Origin of the sequence: Kitasatospora sp. NA04385 (genome assembly GCF_013364235.1) — a bacterium.
GTDB lineage: Bacteria > Actinomycetota > Actinomycetes > Streptomycetales > Streptomycetaceae > Kitasatospora.
In genome coordinates, this window is the sequence record NZ_CP054919.1 from 3,894,217 (window position 1) to 3,913,756 (window position 19,540).

A 19,540-nucleotide genomic window follows, 5' to 3' on the forward strand; every position below is an offset into this window, starting at 1 on the left:
CGCACCACCCCGCACCGATCCCGAGTACCGAGCCAACTCCGCTCTCCCCAACTCCCCTTCCACGTCTGGAGCCGCCCCGATGCGCATCCTCGTCCTGTCCACCGGCAACCCCGTCCTGGAGCACGCCCTCGCCGCTGCCGGCCACACCGTCTTCCTGCTTCAGCCCGTCGGCACCGGCAGCGCCGATGACCCCGGCCGGTACACCGTCACCCACTGGGACGACATGGACGCGCTCGCCGAACTCGAGCCGTGGCTGCCGCACCTCGACGCCGTCGCCACCATCGACGAGCAGGCCGTCGTCGCCGCCGCCTACCTGCGCGAGCTGCGCGGCCTGCCCGGCCTGAGCCTGGAGGGCGCCCTCGCCTACACCGACAAGGCCGTCATGAAGACCGCGCTGGCCGCCGCCGACCTCCAGGTCGCGCCGCACCGCGTCATCCACCGGGCCGAGCAGATCCCCGAGTTCGCCCAGGAGTACGGGTGGCCCGTCCTGGTCAAGCCCCGCGCCGGCCTCGCCTCGGTGCACACCCTCGTGGTCAACGACGAGCAGCACCTGCGGGAGCTGGCCGACCAGGGCGCGTTCGACACCCGGGCCACCGACCCCACCGGGCGGTTCACCGCCGGCCACGTCCTGGACTCCCTCCACGAGGCGGCGAACGGGTTCCTCGTCGAGAAGTACCTCGATGTCGAAGCCGAGTACTTCGTCGACCTGTACGTCTACCGGGGCGATGTCCTCCTCGCGGTGCCCGGCCGCTACAACGCCCCGCTGCTGACCACCCTCAACGGCCGCTCCTACGACACCGTGCTGCGCCCGGACCTGCCGGTGGCCCGGCACCTGGTTCACCTTGCCCGCCGCACCGCCGCCGCACTGGGCCAGCAGACCGGCGTGGTGCACTGCGAGATCTTGGAGACCCGCGACCTGGGGTGGGTCGTCGGCGAGGCCGCCGCCCGGCCCGGCGGCGGTGCGATCACCGAACTCGCCTCCCGCATGTACGCCTTCGACCTGCCGCAGACCCTCGCCGCCTTGGCCGCCGACCAGTTCCCGGTCCTCGGTACCACTGCGCGCTTCGCGGCGCTCACCGCCGCGATGATCTCCGCGCCGCCCGGCAGGGTCACCCGCGTCGCCGACCGCGCCACCATCGAGGCCCTGCCCGGCGTGCTGGACGCCGACATCCGCCTGACCGTCGGCGACCAGGTGCCCGAGGGCATCGGCACCATGACCACCGCCGGCCGGATCCTCTACGGCAGCTGCGACAACGACGTCGTCGACCGGGCCGTCGCCGACCTGTACACCGCCCTCGACCTGCGCGTCGACGAGGACTCCCTCCCCTCCCGGACCTGACCGCCCCTCCCCCATCGACCTTCCCTGGAGCCTCCCCCTTGCCGAACGCCGCCGCCGACCACCTCCCGGCGACAGCACCCCCGCCCGCGCCCGCCCGCTTCCCCCTCGCCTTCTGGGTGCTGGCAGCCGGATTCGGCGTCAGCCGCACCGGAGCCGTCCTCGTCCCCTACCTCACCCTGTACCTGGTCACCAGCCTGCACCTGTCCGCCGCCCAGGCCGGGACCGTGCTGGCAGTGTTCGGCGTCGGGTGGGTGCTGGGCCAGCCGCTGGCCGGCGCGGCCGCCGACCGCCTCGGCCGCAAGACGACCATCGCCGGCGCGCTCGCCGCCACCGCCGCCGCGTACGCGCTGCTCGCCCGCGCCACCACCGTCCCCGAACTGATGACCCTGGCGGCGGTGATCGGGCTGGTCTTCGACGCGCCGCGCACCGCCGTCGGCGCGTGGATCGCCGACCTCGTCCCCGCCGAGCGCCGTGCCCGCGGCTACGGCATCCAGTACTGGGCGCTGAACGTCGGCGGCGCCCTGTCCGGCGTCGTCGGCGGCTACCTCGCCTCCTCCCACATCACCTGGCTGTGCGCGGTCGACGCCGCCACCTGCACCGTCTTCGCCCTCGCCATCCTCGCCCTGCCCGGCGGCAAACGGCCCGCCGGCCGCGGCGGCACCAACCCCTCCGGCCAGCACCAGGCGCTGCGCGACGGACGCCTGCTGGCCTTCAGCGCGCTCTCGCTCGGCGTCCTGACGGTCTACCAGCAGATGGTCTACGGCGTGCCGCTGGCCATCCACGCCGACGGCCTGTCCGCAGGCGTCTACGGCGCGGTCAACGTCGCCAACGCGCTCGCCGTCCTGGCCCTGCAGCCGCTGCTGCAGCCGTGGATGGACCGCACCGCGCCGCTGCGCGTGTGCGCCGCGGGCGCGGCCGCCATCGGGCTCGGCATGGGCGCGAACGCCTTCGCGCACAGCACGGCCGGGTACGTCGGCGCCGCCGTGGTGTGGACGGTCGGCGAGATCACGTTCTGCGTGGGCGCCGCCGCGCACGTCTCCTCCCTCGCCCCCGACAGTGCCCGGGGCCGCTACCTCGGCATCTGGGGCTCGGCGTTCGGCGGCTCCGCCCTCCTGGCCCCGCTGCTGGGCGCCGCCGCACTCGACCTCGGCACCGGCTGGCTCTGGGCCGGCAGCGCACTGCTCGCCGCGCTGTGCGCCGCCGCCCTCACCCGGCAGGACAACCGCCCCCTGGCGCACCGGCCCTGACCCCGGCCACGCCGTCCACGACCACTTCCGCTGTTCCCCGAAAGGACCGAATGCCCCACCCCGACACCGACCGCGTGCTCGTCGTGATCGCCATCGGCAACCCCGCCTACCGGGCCTACTGCCTGGAGAGCGTCGCCCGCCGCCACCCCGTCGCCCTGATCGACGCCGCCGCGCCGACCTGGCAGCTGGAGCACCTGCGCGACCACGAGGTCGCCGACCCCCACGACCTGGACGCCCTGCGCGCCGCCGTCGCCCGCCTCGCCGCCCGGCACGAGATCGCGGGCGTCCTGACCTGGGACGAGTACTGCCTGGTGCCCGCCGCAACCGTCGCCGCCGACCTCCACCTGCCCGGCCCGGGCGCAGCGACCGCAGCCGCCTGCCGCGACAAGAGCGCCGCCCGCGCCGTCTGGGCCGCCGACGGCGTGCCCTCCGCCCTCTCGATCCACACCGCCTCCCTCACCGAGGCCACCGCCGCCGCCCGCCGCATCGGCTTCCCCGTCGTCCTCAAGCCGACCTCCCACGCGGGCAGCATCGGCGTCGTCAAGGCCGAGACCGCCGAGGAGCTCGCCGCCGCCTTCGCCTACGCCGACCAGGCCGCGCAGGACGGCGGGGTCCTGGTGGAGGAGTACCTGCCGGGCCCGGAGATCAGCGTCGAGTGCGTCACCGTCCACGGCATCACCACCCCCGTCGCCGTCACCCACAAGCAGCTCGGCCCGGAGCCTCGGTTCGACGAGATCGGACACACCGTCACCGCCGAGGACCCGCTGCTCGACCGGGTCGGTCCAGTCGCCGCCGCCGCCCTCGCCGCCCTCGGCGTCACCCGCGGCATCAGCCACGTCGAGATGCGCCTGACCCCCACCGGGCCCCGCCTGATCGAGGCCAACGGCCGCCTCGGCGGCGACCTCATCGGCCACCTGGTGAACCTCGCCACCGGCATCGACCTGCCCGCCGTCGCCGCCGACCTCGCCCTGGGCCGCCCCGTCGACCTCACCCCCACCCGCCGCGCCACCGCCGGCGTCCGCTTCATCTCCCCCCACTCCTCCGGCACCGTCCACCACGCCCAGGCCCGCCCCGAACTCGGCACCCCCGCCTGGCTGGAGCGCCTTCGCTGGGAACGCGGACCCGGCCAGCAAATCCTGCTGCCCGCCGACGGCGGCACCCTCCACACCTCCCGCCTCGCCCACCTCGTCGCCACCGGCACCACCACGGCCGAGGTCGACGAACGCCTCAACCACGCCGCCGCGCTGCTCGACATCCGCCTCTCCCCCACCGGCTGACCCCGAGCGGCGGGCCCGACGCACTGCTCACGCCGGGCCCGCCGCACCGCCACCCTCCCACCGACAGCCTCACAGCCGTCAACTCCCTTCCCCGACAAGACCGACAGCACGAAACGGAGTGACGCACCCCACATCGGCAAATCCTGACATTACGGAACTAACTCTCGTCTCCGAGCATTTACCCTCTCGCACGACACCACGCGAGAGGGGCTCCTTGACTACTCCCGACGGCCGCGACCCCCACACCCCCCGATACACCCACTACCGCTTCGGCCAGAGCCCCGAGCCCGCGCCGGAGCCGCCCGCCGTCCTGGCCATCCCCCACCCCGCCCCGCTCACCCCGCGCGGCACCCTCATCACCTGCCCGGCCTGCGGCGCCGAGCGCGACTGGCTCCTGACCACGATCGGTCCCGAGGTCTTCGTCCGCTGCCGCTGCACCATGGAGTGGCTGGAGCACGACCTGGACACCAAGGGCGCCATCGAGGCGCGACTTCCCGGCCCCGATACCGAGTGGAGCAGCATGGAGGAGATGTACCGCGGCCTCGGCTTCGACGGCCTCCTCGCCTACACCTACTTCGGGTAGTAGCCGGCGCGGTTCCCCGCACCACCAGCAGCTCGCCGATGCTCCGGCAGGCCCGTCCTCGTTCGACCGGCAGCCCGTAGGGCGCCGCCGCCCCGAAGCCGACCGGCACGACAAACACGTAGGGCCCGCACCGCGTTCGCGGTGCGGGCCCTACGTGTTTCAGCACTCCCGCCGTCGGCGGGCTGCGCCGGTCAGCGGACGGTGTAGCGGGCAACACCGCTGACGATGTCCGCCTGCACGGCCTGGCCCCGGCGGACCAGGCGCAGCAGGCTCAGGCGCACCGGGCCGGGTCGGCGGCCGAGGTGGCGGGCGAGATCGGCGGCGCTGCTGGGGGTCCGGACCAGCCGCAGGCGGTGCAAGACCTCAGTGTCGGTGCGCCGATCCAAGACGGTGGCGGCGCCCCAAAGGTTGAAGGCGGCCAGGCCCATGACGATCAGATGCCAGGCGACAACGGGGTCATGGTCGAAGGCGTCGTGGACGGTGAGGACGGCGCAGGTCAGCGCCGTGGCAGCGCTCGCGGCGCCCCAGAGCAGAACAGCGGCCTTACGGGTGCGGACGAACAGCTTCGGCTTCAAGGCTTCTCCAGATCGGCGGAGCGAGGGGGTCGGACGGGCCGGGGTGGCGGTGTGCCGTCGGCTACTCGGAAGGGCGGCGCTGCGGCGGCACCTGCGCGACGGCGAGGGCCAGCACGGTGTTCTGGAGCCGGTGGAGCTTGATCTGGAGGCTGACCTGCTGGCAGCAGGTCAGGGCGAGGGAAGTGCACAGGAGTACGTGGTGCAGGACCAGGCAGACGGCGGCGGTGGAGGCGGTGGCGACGGTGCCGACGATAGCGATGTAGCGGACCGAGGCGAAGAGGCCGACGAGCTTGGAGTCCGGGACGGCGGGAGTGGAGGTGATGGGGCGTCCCTTCCTGTCGGGCGGGGGGGAACGTCCATGTTTGCTCTGGTCAGGCCGGTTCGCGTAGCGGATGGCGTCTGCCCCAGGCGAACACCGCGCCGAAGTTCCACGACTCCAGCTCCGGGGCGTTCGGCCCGGCACGGGCCGGTTCCGCCATGTCCGGGAGTTGGGCGGGCATGCTGGTGCGGTGAACCGTCGAGGACCCCGTAGGAGCCGACGCCGTGCCCGTGCGGCGCAGCTCGGTATCAGCCTGTACGAGCTTGAGCAGGACGCCGTCGGCCGCGGCGGTGAGGATGCTGCGGATCCGCCCGTGCCCCGGGCCGGCCCCGAGCGAGCGGCGGAGCCGGTGCGCTGCTGCACGGCGGCGGTGACCCGCAGGGTGGCGCTGGGCGGGACGGTGATGGTCACCAGCGTCCACGAGCTGGACTGCGGGGTGTGGGGGTCGGGGCGGTGAGCGCAGGGCGGCGCGCGTACCGGGGGGTGTCGGAGCGCGCCGCCCGTCGGGCGGTCCAACGAGAGCGGCGGGAGTCGGTCACGCCGGGGTGGTGGTCAGCGTCTGGGTGCGGAGCGGTCGGCGGTGCCGGGGAGGGCGGCCGGGCGGCCGAAATTCGCTGCTCGCGAGGCGGCTTGCCGGGTGCGGATGAAATCGGCCTGCGCCCACCAGGCGGTGCGCAGCTGGAGGCCGTCGTCGGTGTCGGCGCGGGCGTGCTTGAGCAGTTGCAGCTGCTCGCCCATGCCGCGGGTGCCGGCGAGCGGCATCGCGCGGTGCGGGACCGCGGAGGCGAGGGCGCGCGCGTACTTGCCGCCGCCGAGGAAGATCACGTCGGCGTGCTCCAGGTCGAGCGCGGCTGCCTGGTGGCGCAGTTGCTCGCCGGTGACGGCACGCGGGTCGGTGATGCGGAGGTCGTAGGGGGCCAGGAGGCGGTCGGTGGGCACCAGCCCGGCCTGGGCGGAGAGGATGTAGACGGTGCCCCAGTCGCCGGTGAGGACCTCGGCGGTGCGGCGCAGGGCCCGGTGGTAGCTGCCGGTGTAGAGGTCTCCGGCCGGCACGGTGGTCGCCCCGGGTGCCGGGGCGGCCTTGCGGGATCCGCAGGCGACGACGACCGCGCGGCGCGGCAGGGCGCGGGCTCCCTGCTCCAGCGCGTACTGGCGTCCGGCCTCGGTGAGGTGGACGGCGAGTGCGAACTGGTGGTCGCGGGTGATCCGGTGGCCGTCGGGCAGAGGCCGGACCTGGGCCATGCCCCGCTCGATCAGGTAGTCCAGCGTGCGCTGGTGCAAGCGCTTGTCGAGGAGGTGCTCGGGCTGGGCCGCGGCGGCGAGGACCGCTGCGTGCGCGACGTCGGGCATCCGGCCGGCGGCGGTGCGCACGAGCGCGGTCCGCTCCGCCCGCGTGGGCCTGGGCAGGGCGGCCTTCGGCGGGGCGGCTTCGGCGCGCCGCCGGGCGTCCAGGACGAGGGGCGCGTGCTCGGCCCAGCTGACGATCTCGTGCCAGATCTCGGCCGCGACGTTCTCCCGCAGCGGGTGGTCCTCCTCGTGCGGGGAGTCGATCATCGCGTGGAGGGTGCGATGGGCGCTGGAAAGGGTTGCCACGAGGGTGCGGTGGGCGTGGGTGACGTCGGGCGTGGTGGGGCGGGCGACGTCCTTGGTCAGGAGCAGGAAGGGGACGCCGTGCTCCAGGACGGCCCGGAAGTGCCGCCAGGCGGCGAGGTCTCGGGTGACGATGCCGCTCTCCCAGCCGCCGGTGTCCACGACCTGGCCGTCCCTGTCGCAGAAGGAGTCGCTGACCGCGTTCCAGTCGGCCATGGCCTGCTGGATGCCGCGGACGGCAGTGGAGACGGCGTCGATCGGGTCGGTGGGCGTGGGCATGGGTTCCGTTCACGGGGTCGGTGTCGGCGCGGTGTTCTACCGGCCGGCGGTGTTCGCCGGGGCGGCGGTGGCCGGGGCGGCCGAAGGGGTGGAGGAGACCGGCGCGGGGGCCGGGGTGGGGGCGCTGCTCTTGCTGCGGGCCGCCAGCGCCGCGGGCGAGAGGCCCTCCTCGCCGGTCTCGGCGAGGGAGCGGATGGTGACGTGCGGGCGGGTGTAGGTGAGGTCGCGGAAGTCGGCGGTGCGCAGCAGGGGTTCGTCGCTGGCGAGTTCGCGGGTGAAGGCGGCCAGGACGCGCGAGGGGGTGCCGGTGGTGAACTGCGCCTCCCAGTAGCTGTTGGGGCCGTAGGAGGAGACGGTCGCGGCGGCCCTCCCCCGCAGCTCGTGCAGGCCGGACGGGACCTTGGCAACGGCGTTGGCGTAGCCGTCGGGGGGCCGGAAGGTGACGGCTCCGCGCGGGTTGACCTCGTCCGTCCAGCCGGCCCGGGCCAGGGGGATCAGCCCGAGGGCCAGCAGGCCCCGGACGTAGGGCTCGCGGGCGCCGGCCGGGGCCTCGTCCAGGATGACTTCCGCCTCGGTGACGGTGGCGGCCAGCAGTTCGATCGGGACGGACGAGCGGACGGTGAGGCTCCAGGCGATCTGGGCCCCGTGGTGCTGGGCGCCCCACACGGTCCACTCGGGGAAAGTACCGCGCGGCAGGTGGACGCCGAGTCGGCCGCAGGAGCGGATCAGCCGGTCTTCGCGGGGCTGCTGCCAGCCCCGGTCGGTGAGGAACTCGGCGAGGAGCCGCTCGTCGTCGTGCAGAGGGCCGACGAAGTGGCGGGGGGTGACGGCGACCATGTTGGAGGGATCGGCCCAGTCCTGGCGCTCGATCAGGTCGCGGAAGCTGGTGGACAGGGCAGTCTCCGGTGGTGGGGCGGCGGTTATCGGGTGTGCGCGGTGCGGCGGGCCGACTGGTCGGCCGCTTGCGGTGTCGGGCGGGGAGCGGCCGGGGCCGTGCCGGGTGACGGTGCGGTGTGCAGGCTGCGCACGCGCGAGGCGGCTGCGGCCGGGGACAGCGGCGGGGAAGCGGCCGCGAGGCGCACCGAGGTGAGGAGCTGCCGAGGAATCCGGCCGGCGTCGCGCGGGAGCGGGGCCGGGTCGGCCAGCTCCGTTATCAGGGCGCGGACAAGGTGCGGCGGGGTGAGACTGGTCAGGTGGGCGTGCCAGCGTCCCGAGGGGGCGGTGACGTCGAAGGATGCGCCCCAGCGCAGGGGGCTAGCGAGGGCTTCGGCGATCGTGGTCTGCGGGGAGTGCGGGGCCCGGCCGTGCGGGATGCTCGCGCTCGCGTAACCGCCGGGCGCGCGCAGGCGCAGACAGGTGGCGTCGGAGTACGCGCTCCATCCGGCCGAGGTGAGCGGGTCGACGGCCTCACCCAGCGTCATGTCCCCGCCCTGGACGTAGGTGAAGTCGGTACCGAGGTCGATGTCGGCGGCCACCGAGTCGGTCAGGTGCTCCAGCCAGGCGTCGGTAATCTCGCTGGGCGTGTTCGGGGTGAAGCGTGCCCGCCACGCCACGTTGATATCGAGGGGGTGCGGGTTCGCGTACACCCGCAGGCCACCCTCTGGGCTTGTCTCCATGCGTGCCCGTCCGCAGGGGCTGACCACCTGGCCGGGTTTGGCGGCGTGCCACAGGTCCGAGAGGCGCGGCGGCATCGGCCCGCGGTCCGCAGGGCCGGCCAGGTAACGGGGGGAGACCAGGGAGCGGGGCCCCGGCGAAGGCGGGAGCGGTTCGAGAGACATCCGCTCCCGGTGAGCGGCGGGCACCTGGTCCGTCGGGCGCACCGCCGGGCGCAGCAGGGCGGCCGCGGCGCTGTGCAGCAGGAAGGCGGGGGCGTGCGGGCTGAAGGTGACGCTCCACGTGCCGTGGTCGGCGGCGCCGGTGAGCACCGTGGGGGCGCTCTCGTCGTACAGGGAGCGGGTGAGGGCGGCCAGGCGGTCGGGGGCGAGCAGGACGTCGTGGCCGTCGCGCTGCCCGAGCGCCCACCCGCCCTCCCGCAGCACCGCGAGGGCACCGCCCCAGCCGGGTGCCGGGTAGCAGGCTTGCCCGGAGGCGTACTCCAGCCGGTGCGCGAGGTCGGACAGGACGGTGGCGGTGACCTCGCCCGGGGTGGCGTCGTCGAAGGCGAACCACCAGGGCCGACGTGTCCACATCGGGTTCGAGAACTCCAGTTCCCAACCGGGGGATTCACCGAGGAGGTCGAAGCGGCGGCCCAGCCACGCCATCTGCTGGGGGCAGCGCAGGACCGGGCCGGAGTAGGTGCTGCGGTGCAGCCTCCAGCCGAAGTGGTCGACAAGGTCGGCGATGGCGTCGTCGGTGCCTGTGCCGGGGCCGGCGAGGTGCAGCGGTCGGACGAGCAGGTGCGGGGCAGTGGGCAGAACGGGGTTCCTTCACAGGGTCGGTCGGGCCGGCAGGTGGGCAGCCGGCGGGGCGGGGGCGGGGGCCGCTGCGGTGGCGGGGCGGATGACTGGCGCCGGGTGTGTGGCGGAGCGGACGCGCGCGGCAGCGTGCCGGCCGGCGGCCTGCGGGGCGAGGGGGCGGGCGGCGAGTTGGAACGCCTGGCGTTGCCGCTGCTGCGGCCAGGACTCCAGCTGCTCCACGCGGTCGGGCAGTGCCGGGTCCAGGAGGGAGTGCACGCGCAGGCCGGCGGCGTCCAGCACCGCGGTGAGGGCGGCGGCCTCGATGACCGGCGCGAGGTCCGCATCGAGGCCCTCGCGGTCGCAGATGTATTCGCCGCCGCCCGCCAGGACGTCCGTGGCGCCCGTCAGCTCCTCGTCGAAGCGCACTTCGGCGGCGAGCAGCAGGGACCGAACGGCTTGGCGCAGCACCAGGGCGTCGCGCGGATCGCTGTGCCAGCGGCGGCCGTCGCTCACGTACGCGGGTGCGTCCTCGGGCTCCGAGCCGGATTCGCCGGCGGCGGTCCCGTCGGCCGTCTCGGCTCCGCTAGGCGGGCTCGTGCCGATCTCCCGTGCCAGCACGGCGCGCAGGGCGCCGCTGTAGCGGGGCAGCAGCCGGGTGCGGACGGCGAAGGCGGCGCGGGCGGGGTCGGAGCCGACGGTGATGCCCTGCGGGGTGAGGTCCTCGAAGTCATAGGCGGTGCCGAGGGCTTCGGGCAGCAGGGGCGCGACGGCGTACTGGCCGGTGTACGGGTGCGGGCGTGGCAGGACGAGCAGCGTCCGCAGCCCGCCGTCCGTGACGATTCCCGCGCGCTGGTAGGCGAGCGCCCACAAGATCCAGTCAGCGACGGCCTGGTCCCACAACTGATCGTGCAGGTCGGAGCGGGCGGCGCCGGTGCTGATGTCGATGCTGTCGGCGGACCATGTGCCCGGCAGCCGGGCGGCGAGGTCCTGGCCGAACTGGAGCAGCGTGCCGACCTGTTCGTCGGGGGTGGTGGCGAGGTCGGGGCCGGTCAGCATCGGCGGCCCCCGGTCAGTGGCGCAGCCGGTGCGGGTGCCGCCGGTGCGGGCGGACGCACCGCCCCCAGGGGCAGGCGGACAGGGCGCGAGAGTGAGAGTGCCGCCGAGCGCCGGTCGACCGGGCCTCCGGCCGGGGTGGGAGTGGAGAGCAGGGTCAGGTTCGCGACGGGAAGATCGCTGACCGGGCGGGCGGCACTCCGGTCGCCGACGGCCAGTTCCAACGCGGCATTGACAACATAGTTCGGTGCATCGCGCTCGAAGTCCGCCGCCCAACCTCCGGCGTCGGCGCGACCGTTCTTGACCATGATGGTCAGCTTCTCCGGGCTGCGGAGGCGTTCGTTGAACTCGGCGGTGGCCTGCCGATCAGGCGACACCCACGTGCGTACCAGGCTGGTCATCGACCTTGGTGCACGGTATGTCCAGTTGCTGCCGGACATGACGCTATTGGGGTCGCCGAGGCGCTCCAGGCGGGTAGGGGCGGCGCCGCGGAGTGAGTGGGCGACGGTGAGTACGGTGGCGCCGAGGATCTCGGCGGGCGTGCCGGCGGTGAAGGTGACCGACCACAGGTCGTATCCGCCCTCGGGAGCCGTACGGGCGAGGAACCAGAGGTCGTCGTCGGCCGGTGGTTCGAGCCGTGCTGACCCGCAGGGCGAGCGCAGGATGCTGACGCCGTTGTGCTCCGGGCGCCAGCCGAGGCGGGAGAGAGCCGTGGTGACGGCGGAGGTGTCACCGGGGCCGGCGAGGTAGAGCGGTTGGACGTGGAGGGAAGTGGTGATGGTCGGGGTTTCCTCTTCGGTTGGCTGCGGTGGACGGGCACCGGTCGCAGCAGCCGGTGGTGGCCGGCACCGGTCGGTCGGTGCGTGGGTACAGGGAGCGGATGAGGGGCGGTCAGCGGCTCGGCGGCCGACCGGTGCTCCGGCGGGGCGGCGGGCGGCGGGGCGCTGACGACGTGCGCCCAGCCGGCGGCCGCGGAGGAGGTGCCGAGCAAGGCCGCCGCGGCGCGGGCGCTGGGCGACAGGACGGCCAGCGGGAGCGGGGAGTCGAGGTCTTCGGTCCACGCGAGGGCCTCCTCGACGCTGGCGAAGTGGCCCTCGCGCAGGGTGCGGGTGTCGTCGTCGACCTGGCGGCGGTCGTGGAAGACGCGCACCGACCGGGCGGGGTCGGCGGCCAGGGTGTCGGTGGCGATGACCCAGGTGTCGTACGGCGGGGTGTCGAAGCTGTAGTCGTCATGGATTTCGAACCGGAGGGTGCCGGAGCCCCGCAGCAGCACCTCGATACGCTCAGTCTCCCCGTCTGCCGGTTCGATCCCGCCGTGGCGGGTGAAGGCCGCCGGGTCGGCGCCGCGCCGGACCAGCCAGGCTTCGGCCAAGGCGACCAGGGGGTGCCACGCTCGCTCCATCTCGACCACTTCCGCCGCCCGGTCGCGCTGGACGCGGACAGCGACCATCGCGAGCAGACCCGGCACGTCGTCGAACGCGTGCGCGCCGTTGTAGAGGACGAGATAGGAGGTGTCGCGCTCACCGTCGACGCGGTGCTGCTCTGAAACCGCGACGAGGTCCATGACGGCCAGGTGGGCATCGGTCTCGGCGCTGGCCGGTTCGAGGTCGTCGACGCGGAAGCCGAAGTTCGTGAAGGAGGGAGCGGGGTCGATGAGGGGTTCTTTCGGTCAGTGGCGCCGGGCGGTGTCGGATGCCGGGACGGGCAGCACGGTCTGCGCCGCGGGGCTGGGTGCGGTTCGGGAGGAAGTGCGGGTGGAGGCCCGTGCGGCTGCCGCACGGCCGGCGGCGGGATGCGGGGCGGACAGCTCCCGGTACAGGCCGATCAGGTCCTGCAGGTGCCGGTGGCGCTCGGCCCGCTGGGCCATGGCCGCTGCGAGCGCGGCGGGGACCGCGAAGGAGGGCACGTCGCGCGGATGGAACTCCCCCTCGGAGTCGGCGGCGGCGTCCTGGAGGCGCTGCCGGACGCCGTCGAGTTCCTGCACCGTGTGCTCCACGGCCGTCTGGACGCTCTTGTGCGCCGCGTCCAGCCGCAGCGCGGCCCGGCCGAGCTGCCGGACCAGTGAGCCCAGCGGGCCGCTGCTTCCCGCGCCGGACAGGGCGCGGATCCGGTCGACGCCGAGCGCCCGGTGGACGGCGAGGGTGCCAACCTCGGTGGGCAGCGGCGGCGCAGGCGTGTAGGCGACCGTGTGCGGGGTGTGCGGGTCGAGGACCCTTCGCAGGTCCTCGATCCCCTCCAGCCACTGCTCGCCCTTTTCTCGGTTGCCGGTCCGGCACCAGAGCTCCATGTCGTCCTGCACGCCGGCCAGCACCTTGTCGAGGGCGGTGGCGGCCAGCGGGCGCAGGTGCGCCGGGAGTTGCGGGATCTTCACCCGGGGCCAGTACGGGGCGCTGCCGTCCGGTCCGCCGGGGCACTGCGCGGCCACCAGGGCCGCGGCGGCGATGGCTTCGTCGCGCAGGTAGTAGTCGGGTTCGGGCGCGGCGTTGAAGCGCATCAGGCGCTCCTCGATGACGGCGCCTCGGCGCCCCGGCCGGGCGTTGCCGACCTCGGTGCCGAACTCTCCGGCGTGGTCGCTGTCGAACGCGCCGATGTCCCAGGTTCCCAAGCTTGCCTCCTGGGCGTGTTGGCCCGGTTCAGCGGGACGGACGGGATGGGGCGGGCTGTGCTCCGGCGCCGGGCGGGGTGCGCGTCCCGGGCGCCGCGGCGGTGAGCGCGGCGTCGGGGGCGGCCGCGGCGGAGGAGCGGGCCTGGGCGGCCTGGGTGCGGGAGTGCTGCTCGGTCCCGGTGGAGCGCTCGACTGCCTGCCGGTAGGCGTGCAGGTCGCGGCCGAGCTGCTCGACGCCGAGGTCGTAGCGGGCGGCGAGGGTCTCGATGTCGGTGGCGAGGGTGCGCAGCAGGCCGTGGGAGCGGATGTCCATGTGGTCGCCGTTGCGGGTGCGTTCCAGGCGGGTGATCGCGGAGGCGGCCAGGCGGCGCAGCTGGTCGTCGGCGTCGTCGACCCGGTTCGCCTGCCCTCTCAGCAGCCTTGCCAGGGTCCGCAGTTCACCGGGATCGGGATGCCGGTCCAGCATGTCGTAGGTGTCCAGGCCGAGGCGCTCCATGACGATCAGCCGCCCGGCGAAGGCCGGGGTGCCGTCGAGCGTCCGTGCGGGCGCCGGGCCGGCGTTCACCGCGGCCTCCGGGCAGCGGCGATGGCCGGTGCGATGCTGCGCGGGGACGCGGCGGGCGCGGGGGCCGGTGCGGTGTTCTGGACGGCCAGCATCCGCAGCCCGGTGGCGGTGGGCCGGACCGTCTGCCCCACGAACAGGCTGGTGCTGGTGTCGCGCTCAACCAGCTTGCGCTGGAGCAGGTTGCCGAGAGCCTTGCGGCTGACCTTCGCCCCGTGAGTCAGCATCCGCAGTTCCCCCCGTTTGCTGCTGCTGTACATGGTGACCTTGCCGGTGGACACCGCCTCCAGCGCCTCTCGCTGGGGAGCGGTGAGCTTCTTGTCCTTCTTCGCAGGCGCGGGTGCAGCGGGTCGCTGCCCGAACGGCGGCGCCAACGGTGAGGCGGCGAGGGCCAGGTGGAGCCCGACGGAGCGCTCCAGCTCTTGGAGGAGCGCGGTGCGGCGGACGATGAGGGAGTCCAGGCTCTGACCGCTGCTGCCGAGGACACCGCAGGACTGCAGGTCGACGTCGGTGCCGTCGACTACCCGGTCCATATCGCGGCGGATACTGGTGGCCACGTTCACCAGGGTCTGCTGGAGGATGTCCAGACGTCGGGCGAGGTGGGCGATGTCGGCGGCGGAGCGGCCCAGCGGGGTGTTCTCGTCCTCTCTCCAGCCGGGGATCGATCGCAGGTCGGGTACGTCGAGGATGCGCAGGACCATCTCGGTGCCGACCCGGGTCGAGCGGGGAGCGCCTTGGGGAGCGGGCTGGGTCACCGTCCCACCCCCGGGCGGCTGTTCAGGAGGGCGATGCCCATCTCGGCGGCTTCGCGCAGGGTGTCGGCGAGGGGGACGCCGGCGGCGGCCAGGCGCTCGGCGCTGTGCAGGCCGCCGGTGTGCAGCACGGCGACGGCGCCGACCTCTTGGGCGGCGACGGCGTCGTCGAGGCTGTCGCCGATCACCAGGGCGCGGCTCGGCTCGACGCCGAGGGCGGCCAGGTGGGCGGCCAGGGCCGGGGCCTTGGAGTGCGCCGGTTCTCCGGTTCGGCCGTCGATCCGCTCCAGCAGCCCTCCGATCCCGACCTGCTCGACCTCGGCCAGCAGCCGATCGTGCGGGGCCAGGGAGAGCAGGCTCTGGCGGTGGCCGGCCGCTCGCAGGCCCAGCATGAGCTGGCGGACCCCGGCGCGCAGGCGCACCGGCCGCCGGTGGAGCACGTCGAGGAACTCCTTGTTGCTGCGGCTCCACTCCTCGTCGGTGATCGTCCGGCCGACCAGCGTGTCGTAGAAGCCGCGGATCGGGACGGCGTGCAGCGCCCGGTAGGTGGCGGTGTCGATCAGGGGGCCGCCGATGCGGGGCAGCGTTGCGTTGAGGGCCGCGACGTGGTCGTCGAGGTCGTCGCGGACCGTCCCGTTCCAATCCCACACGAGATGGATGCGGGACGTCGAGCCGGTGGTGGTGCGGTGGGTCAAGCGGGCTTCTCCATAGGGGTGGTGGGGGTGAGGAGGTCGTGGCGGGCGGCGAGGATCGCGGCGACCAGGACGGCGGCCATCACCGGGACGCAGGCGGCGCCGGTAGTGCCCAGAGCGGCGAGGCGGCCGGCAGCGGCGGAGCCGGCCGCCTGGCCGAGGCCGATCACGGCGATCAGCCAGGCGGCGGCCTCGGTCGCGGTGCCGGGCAGGGCGAGCCGGTCGGCGAGGAGGAACGCGGTGGCCACCAGCGGGGCGAGGTAGAGGCCGGGGCACAAGCTGACGGCGAGGACGAACGGCGGGGAGGTGACGAGCAGCAGCGGCAGACCGCACAGGGCGAATCCGGCTGCAGCGTAGAGGAGTTGACGGCTGGGCGGGTGCGGCCAGGGCGAGCGGGCGAAGAGGAGCCCGCCGGCCAGGCTTCCGACGGACACGGTGGCGGGCAGGAGTCCGGCCAGCCAGGTGCTGCCGGTGGCGTCGGCGAGGGTGAGCGCGAGCACGTTGAACGCGCCGAGGTTGACGCCGAGGAAGAACATCGCGGCCAGCAGGAGCAGCAGTCCGCGCGAGCGCAGCGCTCCCGTCCAGTGCACCTCGCGGTGGGCCGCCGGTGGCGTGCGGCGGGAGGGTTGCTGCGCGGCGACGGCCGCCGTGCCCGCCGCCGTGGCGACCGCGCACACCGCCAGGGCGCTGGCGGGTGAGGCGAGTTGGGCGAGGATGGTCGCGGTCAGGGGCCCGATGACGAAGAGCAGCTCCTGGCTGACGCTGTCGAGAGTGAACGCGGCGCGCTGTTCCTCGGGCCGGGGCAGCAGGCGGGGCCACATGGCACGCATCGCGGCCTCCAGCGGCGGGGTCGCGGCTCCGGCGAGCACGGCCAACACCGCGGCGGCGGCCGGGTGGGCGGTGCAACCCGAGGCGGCGAGCAGGGCGAACGCGGTGGTGGAGAGCGCGGCGGTGGCGGCGGCGACGGGCACCAGGCGGGTGCGGTCGACGAGCCGGCCGAGCAGCGGCTGGCCGATCGCGCTCGCCAAGGCGTAGAGCGAGGCGAGGGCGGCGCCCAACAGGACGGGGCCGTGCTCGGCCCGGACGGTGAGCAGCAGGGCGATCGGCGCCATGGCGGCGGGCAGGCGACCGGTGAGGGTTCCGGCAAGCAGGGGGGTGACGTGCGGGGCGGCGAGAACGGTGTGCAGAGCGGGCGGGCGCGGGGAGGTGATGGTCGCGGGCTCCGGGAGAGGCGGGTGGGGTGGGTGCGCGTTCACGGCGAGACGAGCGGCGGGCGCAGTTGGGCGGCGGCGGTGCCGAGGTGGGCCGAGGCGCTGGTGAGCAGGGCGGCGGCCTGCCCGCGGCTGGTGCGCAGCAGGCCGGCGGCCTCGGCGGCGGCGGGTTCGGCTGCGAGGTGGTGCAGGGTGTCGACCATCGCCGCGTTCGCGGCCAGCAGGCCGGACAGGGCGGAGGTGATGCTGGACAGGGGGCGCAGGTGCGCCAGGGCTGGGGCGTCGGTGAGGTCGACGAGGGCGGCGGCCGTCGCGGTGGCGGTGGCCAGGTGGACGAGCGTGGCCAGCAGGTGGCGGCTGAGCAGGCGGGTGCCGTCGGGGGCGGTCGGCGGCAGGCCGAGGGCGTGGGCGAGGGCCTGGACCTGCTCGCTCTCCTCCGCCAGGTCGGCCGCCAGGTCGCTCGCGGCGCTGCCGGGCAGGGAAAGGGTCGGGGACGTCAACGGGCCCTCCGGGCGGAGTCGGAGCTGAGCGGTGCGGGCGAGCTGAGGATCGGCGCCCCGAGGGCTGCCGCGCGGGCGGCGGCCGAAGGAGACGGAGCGGTGGCCGCGGCGGCGCGGGGGTGGGTGGGGGTGATGTCGAGGTCCTGGAGCAGATCGACGGGGACCTCGCGCAGTCGGCGGCGGGCCGGGGCCGGGCTGGCCAGAGCGGTCAGAACGGCCTCGGTGAGCTGGGCGGGGCAGGCCGATCCGCGCAGTTCGGCGTACCAGGGGTTGCGGTGGGCACTTCCGGCGATGATCTGCAGGGACGGCTGGCCGGTGTCCTCGTCGGGGCCCCAGCGCAGTTCGGCCAAGGCGTCGGGGGCGATGGCCTCGACCATGCCTGCTCGGCGGTGCGCGCCGCTCCATCCGGCCTCGGCCAGGCCGGCCAGCGCGCCCTCCGGGTCGGCGCCGTCCGGTCCGTTCTCGGCGTGGTCGACGAGCCCGGCAGCGGCGTACGCGAGGACCTCGTCGGGCGCCAGGGCGCTGAACGTCGCGTGCCAGCCAGGACCGCTGGCGATCAGGGCGTCCTGCGGGCGCTCGCTGCTGAATGCGGTGACGAGCACGACGCTCCGGCTCCGCGGGTGGTGGAACTCGCGGCCCAGGCGTCCTTCGCCCGCCCGCCACCGTGCGGCACTCAGGGTGCGCGCCGCCGCGGCGGTGGATCGGAGGGTGGGCGGGGCGAGGTAGGCGGGGCGGATGTCGACGAGGGCGTCGGCGAGCCGTTCGGGCAGGTAGGAGTCGGGCTGCCCCATGCGGTGCAGTATCGGGTTCGATCCCCTGGCGGGGGCGGTGGGGGTGGCTTCCATGGTGTGCGTCCTCCCGTCAGCGCCGGTGCGCGGCAACGTGGTTGGCCACCAGCAGGGCCGCCTGCGGGGCGGGCTCGTGGCTGAAGCTGAGCGCGGCGGTCGAGCGGACGGTGGCGGCGCCCGCGCGGGCGGCGGTCAGGGCGGCGGGCGAGGGCACGGCGGCGGGGGCGGGCGCACTCACGGGCGACGGGAGGACGGGCCGGGCGGCCTGCCGCGACTCGGGGGCGGGGGCCTTGTCGGCTTCCGGGGCGGGAACGTGGCGCTCGGCCCACCGGGCGAGGACCTCAAGCGGCTCCAGCAGCTCCCGGCCGGCCTCGGAGAGGTCGTACAGGTAGGCGCGGCGCTCGCCCGTGCGCACGACCAGGCCCGTTTCCCACAGCTTGGCCAGGCGCTGGTAGAGGACAGCGGGGTGCGGGCCCTCGGCGGGCAGAACCAGGTCCTGGATCTCCGACGGGTACACCGGCTCGCCCTCGGAGGCAATCGCCCACAGCGTGGCGACCGTGTAGCGGCGGTCGAGGGAGGCCAGCGCCTGTGCGGTGTAGGCGCCGGGGCCGGTGCCGGTGGTCGGGCGGCTCTGGTGGGCGGAGGCCCAGCGGGCGACGGGCACCTGGATCTGCAGGGCCTCGCGCCCGGCCTCGGTCAGGGCGACCGCGCCGTCCCGGCCGGAGCCGGAGCGCGCCACGAGGCCGTCCTCCTCCATCGTCACCAGCCGGGCACCCAGGGCGGAGCCCATCCACGGCATCGCGCTGGAGAACGACCCGTTCAGCAGCTTGCCGCCGTTGCGGTCCAGGGTCCGCAGGACCGAGATGGTGTTCGACGCGCCCAGTGCGGCGATGGCCTTCTGCACGCGGGGGGCCAGGGAGAGGTCGGGCACGACCGAGGAGGGCACGGGGGTGGGCGTAGACATGGTGGTGGAATCCTTCGCGGAGCTGGGGCACTGGGGAGGGCGGCGGGGGGGTGCGCGCGTCGGCGGTGGGCGGGGAGGTCACCGCCCGGGAGGGTCAGACGCTGGCGCGGGGCTGCCCGGCGACGGGCAGCGAGGAGAGGTCGGTGTGCGGCGGGGTCGGCAGCAGCCGGTGGTGCGGATGGTCCGGGTTGGTCGTGCACGCGCCGAACGGGCCGTCCGGGGAGCGGAGCTTGAGAAGCAGCGGCTCCAGGTGGTCGCGCTGCCACACGCTCGGGCCGGTCGCCCCGGAGCGGGAGTCGGTCAGCTCCTGCCAGGCCAGCCAGCAGTGGTGGATGCGGGCGAGAGCCTCGTCGTGCTCGGGCCACCGGGTGCACCACGGCCGGCCGGAGGCGATCTCCGCCCCGTAGGCGGACAGCAGGATGTGGTCCACCCAAGGGGTCATCGTGCGGACCTCCTCGGCGAGGGACGCGTCATCGAAGGCCAGGATGGTCAACGACACGGACTCGCCCTCGGCTCCGTCGGCGCCGTCGAAGCCGGGGCCGAGGTCCAACTCCAGGTCCAGGAGGTCGTCGTCGCCCTCGTCGTAGTCCTGGGCGAGGCGGTCGGCCACAATCGCCAGCGAGTCCCGCTCCGCCTGGAGCGCAGCCAGGGTCGCGCGCCACTCGGCGAGCGTCTCGGCGGTGACCTGGCCGCGCTCCGGCGGGTCGTCGGGAGGTGAGGTGGACAAGAGCTGCTCCGGAATCTCGGCGGGTCGGGGTGATGACCACGACCCTGCCCGCCGCCCATGTCCTTGCGCGGGAGATATCCG

General features: G+C 74.6%; 22 protein-coding genes and 1 pseudogene. 6 read left to right on the top strand and 17 right to left on the bottom strand.

Translation table 11 applies throughout. The annotated features are described in order from the left end of the window. Positions 1–79 precede the first annotated feature (79 nt). The 4 genes from HUT16_RS17325 (at position 80) to HUT16_RS17340 (ending at position 4,446) form a co-directional block, all read left to right on the top strand. Complete coding sequence (locus tag HUT16_RS17325; RefSeq protein ID WP_176189067.1) at positions 80–1,339, top strand: acetyl-CoA carboxylase biotin carboxylase subunit family protein; 1,260 nt, start codon at positions 80–82, stop codon at positions 1,337–1,339. Positions 1,340–1,377: 38 nt separating this feature from the next. Continuing rightward, a complete protein-coding gene (locus HUT16_RS17330) occupies positions 1,378–2,586 on the top strand; it encodes an MFS transporter (RefSeq protein ID WP_176189068.1) in 1,209 nt (402 codons plus the stop codon). Between the two features lie 50 nt (positions 2,587–2,636). Continuing rightward, a complete protein-coding gene (locus HUT16_RS17335) occupies positions 2,637–3,863 on the top strand; it encodes an ATP-grasp domain-containing protein (RefSeq protein WP_176189069.1) in 1,227 nt (408 codons plus the stop codon). Between the two features lie 214 nt (positions 3,864–4,077). Beyond that, positions 4,078–4,446: a hypothetical protein gene (locus HUT16_RS17340; RefSeq protein ID WP_254897843.1), complete on the top strand. Its 369-nt coding sequence runs from the start codon at positions 4,078–4,080 to the stop codon at positions 4,444–4,446. A 191-nt stretch (positions 4,447–4,637) separates the two neighbouring features. Here the strand turns inward: HUT16_RS17340 and HUT16_RS17345 are convergent, their stop codons facing one another. Beyond that, complete coding sequence (locus HUT16_RS17345; RefSeq protein WP_176189070.1) at positions 4,638–5,021, bottom strand: hypothetical protein; 384 nt, start codon at positions 5,019–5,021, stop codon at positions 4,638–4,640. Between the two features lie 61 nt (positions 5,022–5,082). Further along, positions 5,083–5,484, bottom strand: coding sequence for a hypothetical protein (locus HUT16_RS17350; protein WP_176189071.1), 402 nt, complete (start codon positions 5,482–5,484; stop codon positions 5,083–5,085). Positions 5,485–5,653: 169 nt separating this feature from the next. Here HUT16_RS17350 and HUT16_RS17355 point away from each other — a divergent pair, with 169 nt between their 5' ends. Beyond that, positions 5,654–5,797 carry a hypothetical protein gene (locus HUT16_RS17355; RefSeq protein ID WP_176189072.1) on the top strand — a complete coding sequence of 48 codons (144 nt, stop codon included), beginning with the start codon at positions 5,654–5,656 and terminating at the stop codon, positions 5,795–5,797. Positions 5,798–5,892: 95 nt separating this feature from the next. Here HUT16_RS17355 and HUT16_RS17360 read toward each other — a convergent pair whose 3' ends face one another. The 6 genes and pseudogenes from HUT16_RS17360 to HUT16_RS39770 form a co-directional block, all read right to left on the bottom strand. Continuing rightward, entirely contained in the window at positions 5,893–7,209 is a 1,317-nt protein-coding gene (locus tag HUT16_RS17360; RefSeq protein WP_176189073.1) for a DUF6884 domain-containing protein, read from the bottom strand. Between the two features lie 36 nt (positions 7,210–7,245). Further along, positions 7,246–8,046, bottom strand: coding sequence for a DUF317 domain-containing protein (locus HUT16_RS17365; protein ID WP_176189074.1), 801 nt, complete (start codon positions 8,044–8,046; stop codon positions 7,246–7,248). 83 nt (positions 8,047–8,129) lie between these two features. Next, positions 8,130–9,470, bottom strand: coding sequence for a DUF317 domain-containing protein (locus HUT16_RS17370; RefSeq protein ID WP_176189075.1), 1,341 nt, complete (start codon positions 9,468–9,470; stop codon positions 8,130–8,132). 165 nt (positions 9,471–9,635) lie between these two features. Beyond that, positions 9,636–10,661, bottom strand: coding sequence for a hypothetical protein (locus HUT16_RS17375; RefSeq protein WP_176189076.1), 1,026 nt, complete (start codon positions 10,659–10,661; stop codon positions 9,636–9,638). Continuing rightward, positions 10,655–11,059, bottom strand: coding sequence for a hypothetical protein (locus tag HUT16_RS38245; protein ID WP_254897844.1), 405 nt, complete (start codon positions 11,057–11,059; stop codon positions 10,655–10,657). The genes HUT16_RS17375 and HUT16_RS38245 overlap by 7 nt, the downstream gene beginning before the upstream one ends. 108 nt (positions 11,060–11,167) lie before the next feature. Then, a pseudogene (locus tag HUT16_RS39770) lies at positions 11,168–11,719 on the bottom strand (DUF317 domain-containing protein); the annotation flags it as partial. Between the two features lie 26 nt (positions 11,720–11,745). Between HUT16_RS39770 and HUT16_RS17385 the strand changes: the two are divergent. After that, positions 11,746–12,204 carry a hypothetical protein gene (locus tag HUT16_RS17385; protein ID WP_176189078.1) on the top strand — a complete coding sequence of 153 codons (459 nt, stop codon included), beginning with the start codon at positions 11,746–11,748 and terminating at the stop codon, positions 12,202–12,204. 123 nt (positions 12,205–12,327) lie between these two features. Here the strand turns inward: HUT16_RS17385 and HUT16_RS17390 are convergent, their stop codons facing one another. The 9 genes from HUT16_RS17390 to HUT16_RS17430 form a co-directional block, all read right to left on the bottom strand. Continuing rightward, positions 12,328–13,263 (bottom strand): DUF4259 domain-containing protein, encoded by a 936-nt coding sequence (locus HUT16_RS17390; protein ID WP_176189079.1) that lies wholly within the window; start codon positions 13,261–13,263, stop codon positions 12,328–12,330. A 28-nt stretch (positions 13,264–13,291) separates the two neighbouring features. Then, complete coding sequence (locus HUT16_RS17395) at positions 13,292–13,828, bottom strand: hypothetical protein (RefSeq protein WP_176189080.1); 537 nt, start codon at positions 13,826–13,828, stop codon at positions 13,292–13,294. Then, the gene (locus tag HUT16_RS17400) at positions 13,825–14,580 is read right to left on the bottom strand and encodes a hypothetical protein (protein ID WP_176189081.1); all 756 of its coding nucleotides are present in this window, start codon (positions 14,578–14,580) and stop codon (positions 13,825–13,827) included. The genes HUT16_RS17395 and HUT16_RS17400 overlap by 4 nt, the downstream gene beginning before the upstream one ends. Then, positions 14,577–15,272 carry an HAD family hydrolase gene (locus HUT16_RS17405; RefSeq protein ID WP_176189082.1) on the bottom strand — a complete coding sequence of 232 codons (696 nt, stop codon included), beginning with the start codon at positions 15,270–15,272 and terminating at the stop codon, positions 14,577–14,579. Before HUT16_RS17405 ends, HUT16_RS17400 begins: the two co-directional genes overlap by 4 nt. Further along, a complete protein-coding gene (locus tag HUT16_RS17410) occupies positions 15,269–16,381 on the bottom strand; it encodes an MFS transporter (RefSeq protein WP_176189083.1) in 1,113 nt (370 codons plus the stop codon). Before HUT16_RS17410 ends, HUT16_RS17405 begins: the two co-directional genes overlap by 4 nt. Positions 16,382–16,521: 140 nt before the next feature. Next, positions 16,522–16,980 (bottom strand): hypothetical protein, encoded by a 459-nt coding sequence (locus HUT16_RS17415; RefSeq protein ID WP_176189084.1) that lies wholly within the window; start codon positions 16,978–16,980, stop codon positions 16,522–16,524. Beyond that, complete coding sequence (locus HUT16_RS17420; RefSeq protein ID WP_176189085.1) at positions 16,977–17,771, bottom strand: hypothetical protein; 795 nt, start codon at positions 17,769–17,771, stop codon at positions 16,977–16,979. The genes HUT16_RS17415 and HUT16_RS17420 overlap by 4 nt, the downstream gene beginning before the upstream one ends. A 70-nt stretch (positions 17,772–17,841) precedes the next feature. Beyond that, entirely contained in the window at positions 17,842–18,732 is an 891-nt protein-coding gene (locus tag HUT16_RS17425) for a hypothetical protein (RefSeq protein ID WP_176189086.1), read from the bottom strand. A gap of 94 nt (positions 18,733–18,826) precedes the next feature. After that, positions 18,827–19,459 carry a DUF4913 domain-containing protein gene (locus tag HUT16_RS17430; RefSeq protein WP_176189087.1) on the bottom strand — a complete coding sequence of 211 codons (633 nt, stop codon included), beginning with the start codon at positions 19,457–19,459 and terminating at the stop codon, positions 18,827–18,829. Between the last annotated feature and the right edge of the window lie 81 nt (positions 19,460–19,540).

What these genes read in the sequence shown, in the direction of transcription:
- HUT16_RS17360 (WP_176189073.1), bottom strand. Translation starts at nt 7,209, where the DNA reads ATGCCCACGCCCACCGACCCGATCGACGCCGTCTCCACTGCCGTCCGC.
- HUT16_RS17370 (WP_176189075.1), bottom strand. Translation starts at nt 9,470, where the DNA reads ATGGCGTGGCTGGGCCGCCGCTTCGACCTCCTCGGTGAATCCCCCGGT.
- HUT16_RS17365 (WP_176189074.1), bottom strand. Translation starts at nt 8,046, where the DNA reads ATGGTCGCCGTCACCCCCCGCCACTTCGTCGGCCCTCTGCACGACGAC.
- HUT16_RS17425 (WP_176189086.1), bottom strand. Translation starts at nt 18,732, where the DNA reads ATGTCTACGCCCACCCCCGTGCCCTCCTCGGTCGTGCCCGACCTCTCC.
- HUT16_RS17375 (WP_176189076.1), bottom strand. Translation starts at nt 10,661, where the DNA reads ATGCTGACCGGCCCCGACCTCGCCACCACCCCCGACGAACAGGTCGGC.
- HUT16_RS17410 (WP_176189083.1), bottom strand. Translation starts at nt 16,381, where the DNA reads ATGGCGCCGATCGCCCTGCTGCTCACCGTCCGGGCCGAGCACGGCCCC.
- HUT16_RS17420 (WP_176189085.1), bottom strand. Translation starts at nt 17,771, where the DNA reads ATGGGGCAGCCCGACTCCTACCTGCCCGAACGGCTCGCCGACGCCCTC.
- HUT16_RS17335 (WP_176189069.1), top strand. Translation starts at nt 2,637, where the DNA reads ATGCCCCACCCCGACACCGACCGCGTGCTCGTCGTGATCGCCATCGGC.
- HUT16_RS17325 (WP_176189067.1), top strand. Translation starts at nt 80, where the DNA reads ATGCGCATCCTCGTCCTGTCCACCGGCAACCCCGTCCTGGAGCACGCC.
- HUT16_RS38245 (WP_254897844.1), bottom strand. Translation starts at nt 11,059, where the DNA reads ATGACCAGCCTGGTACGCACGTGGGTGTCGCCTGATCGGCAGGCCACC.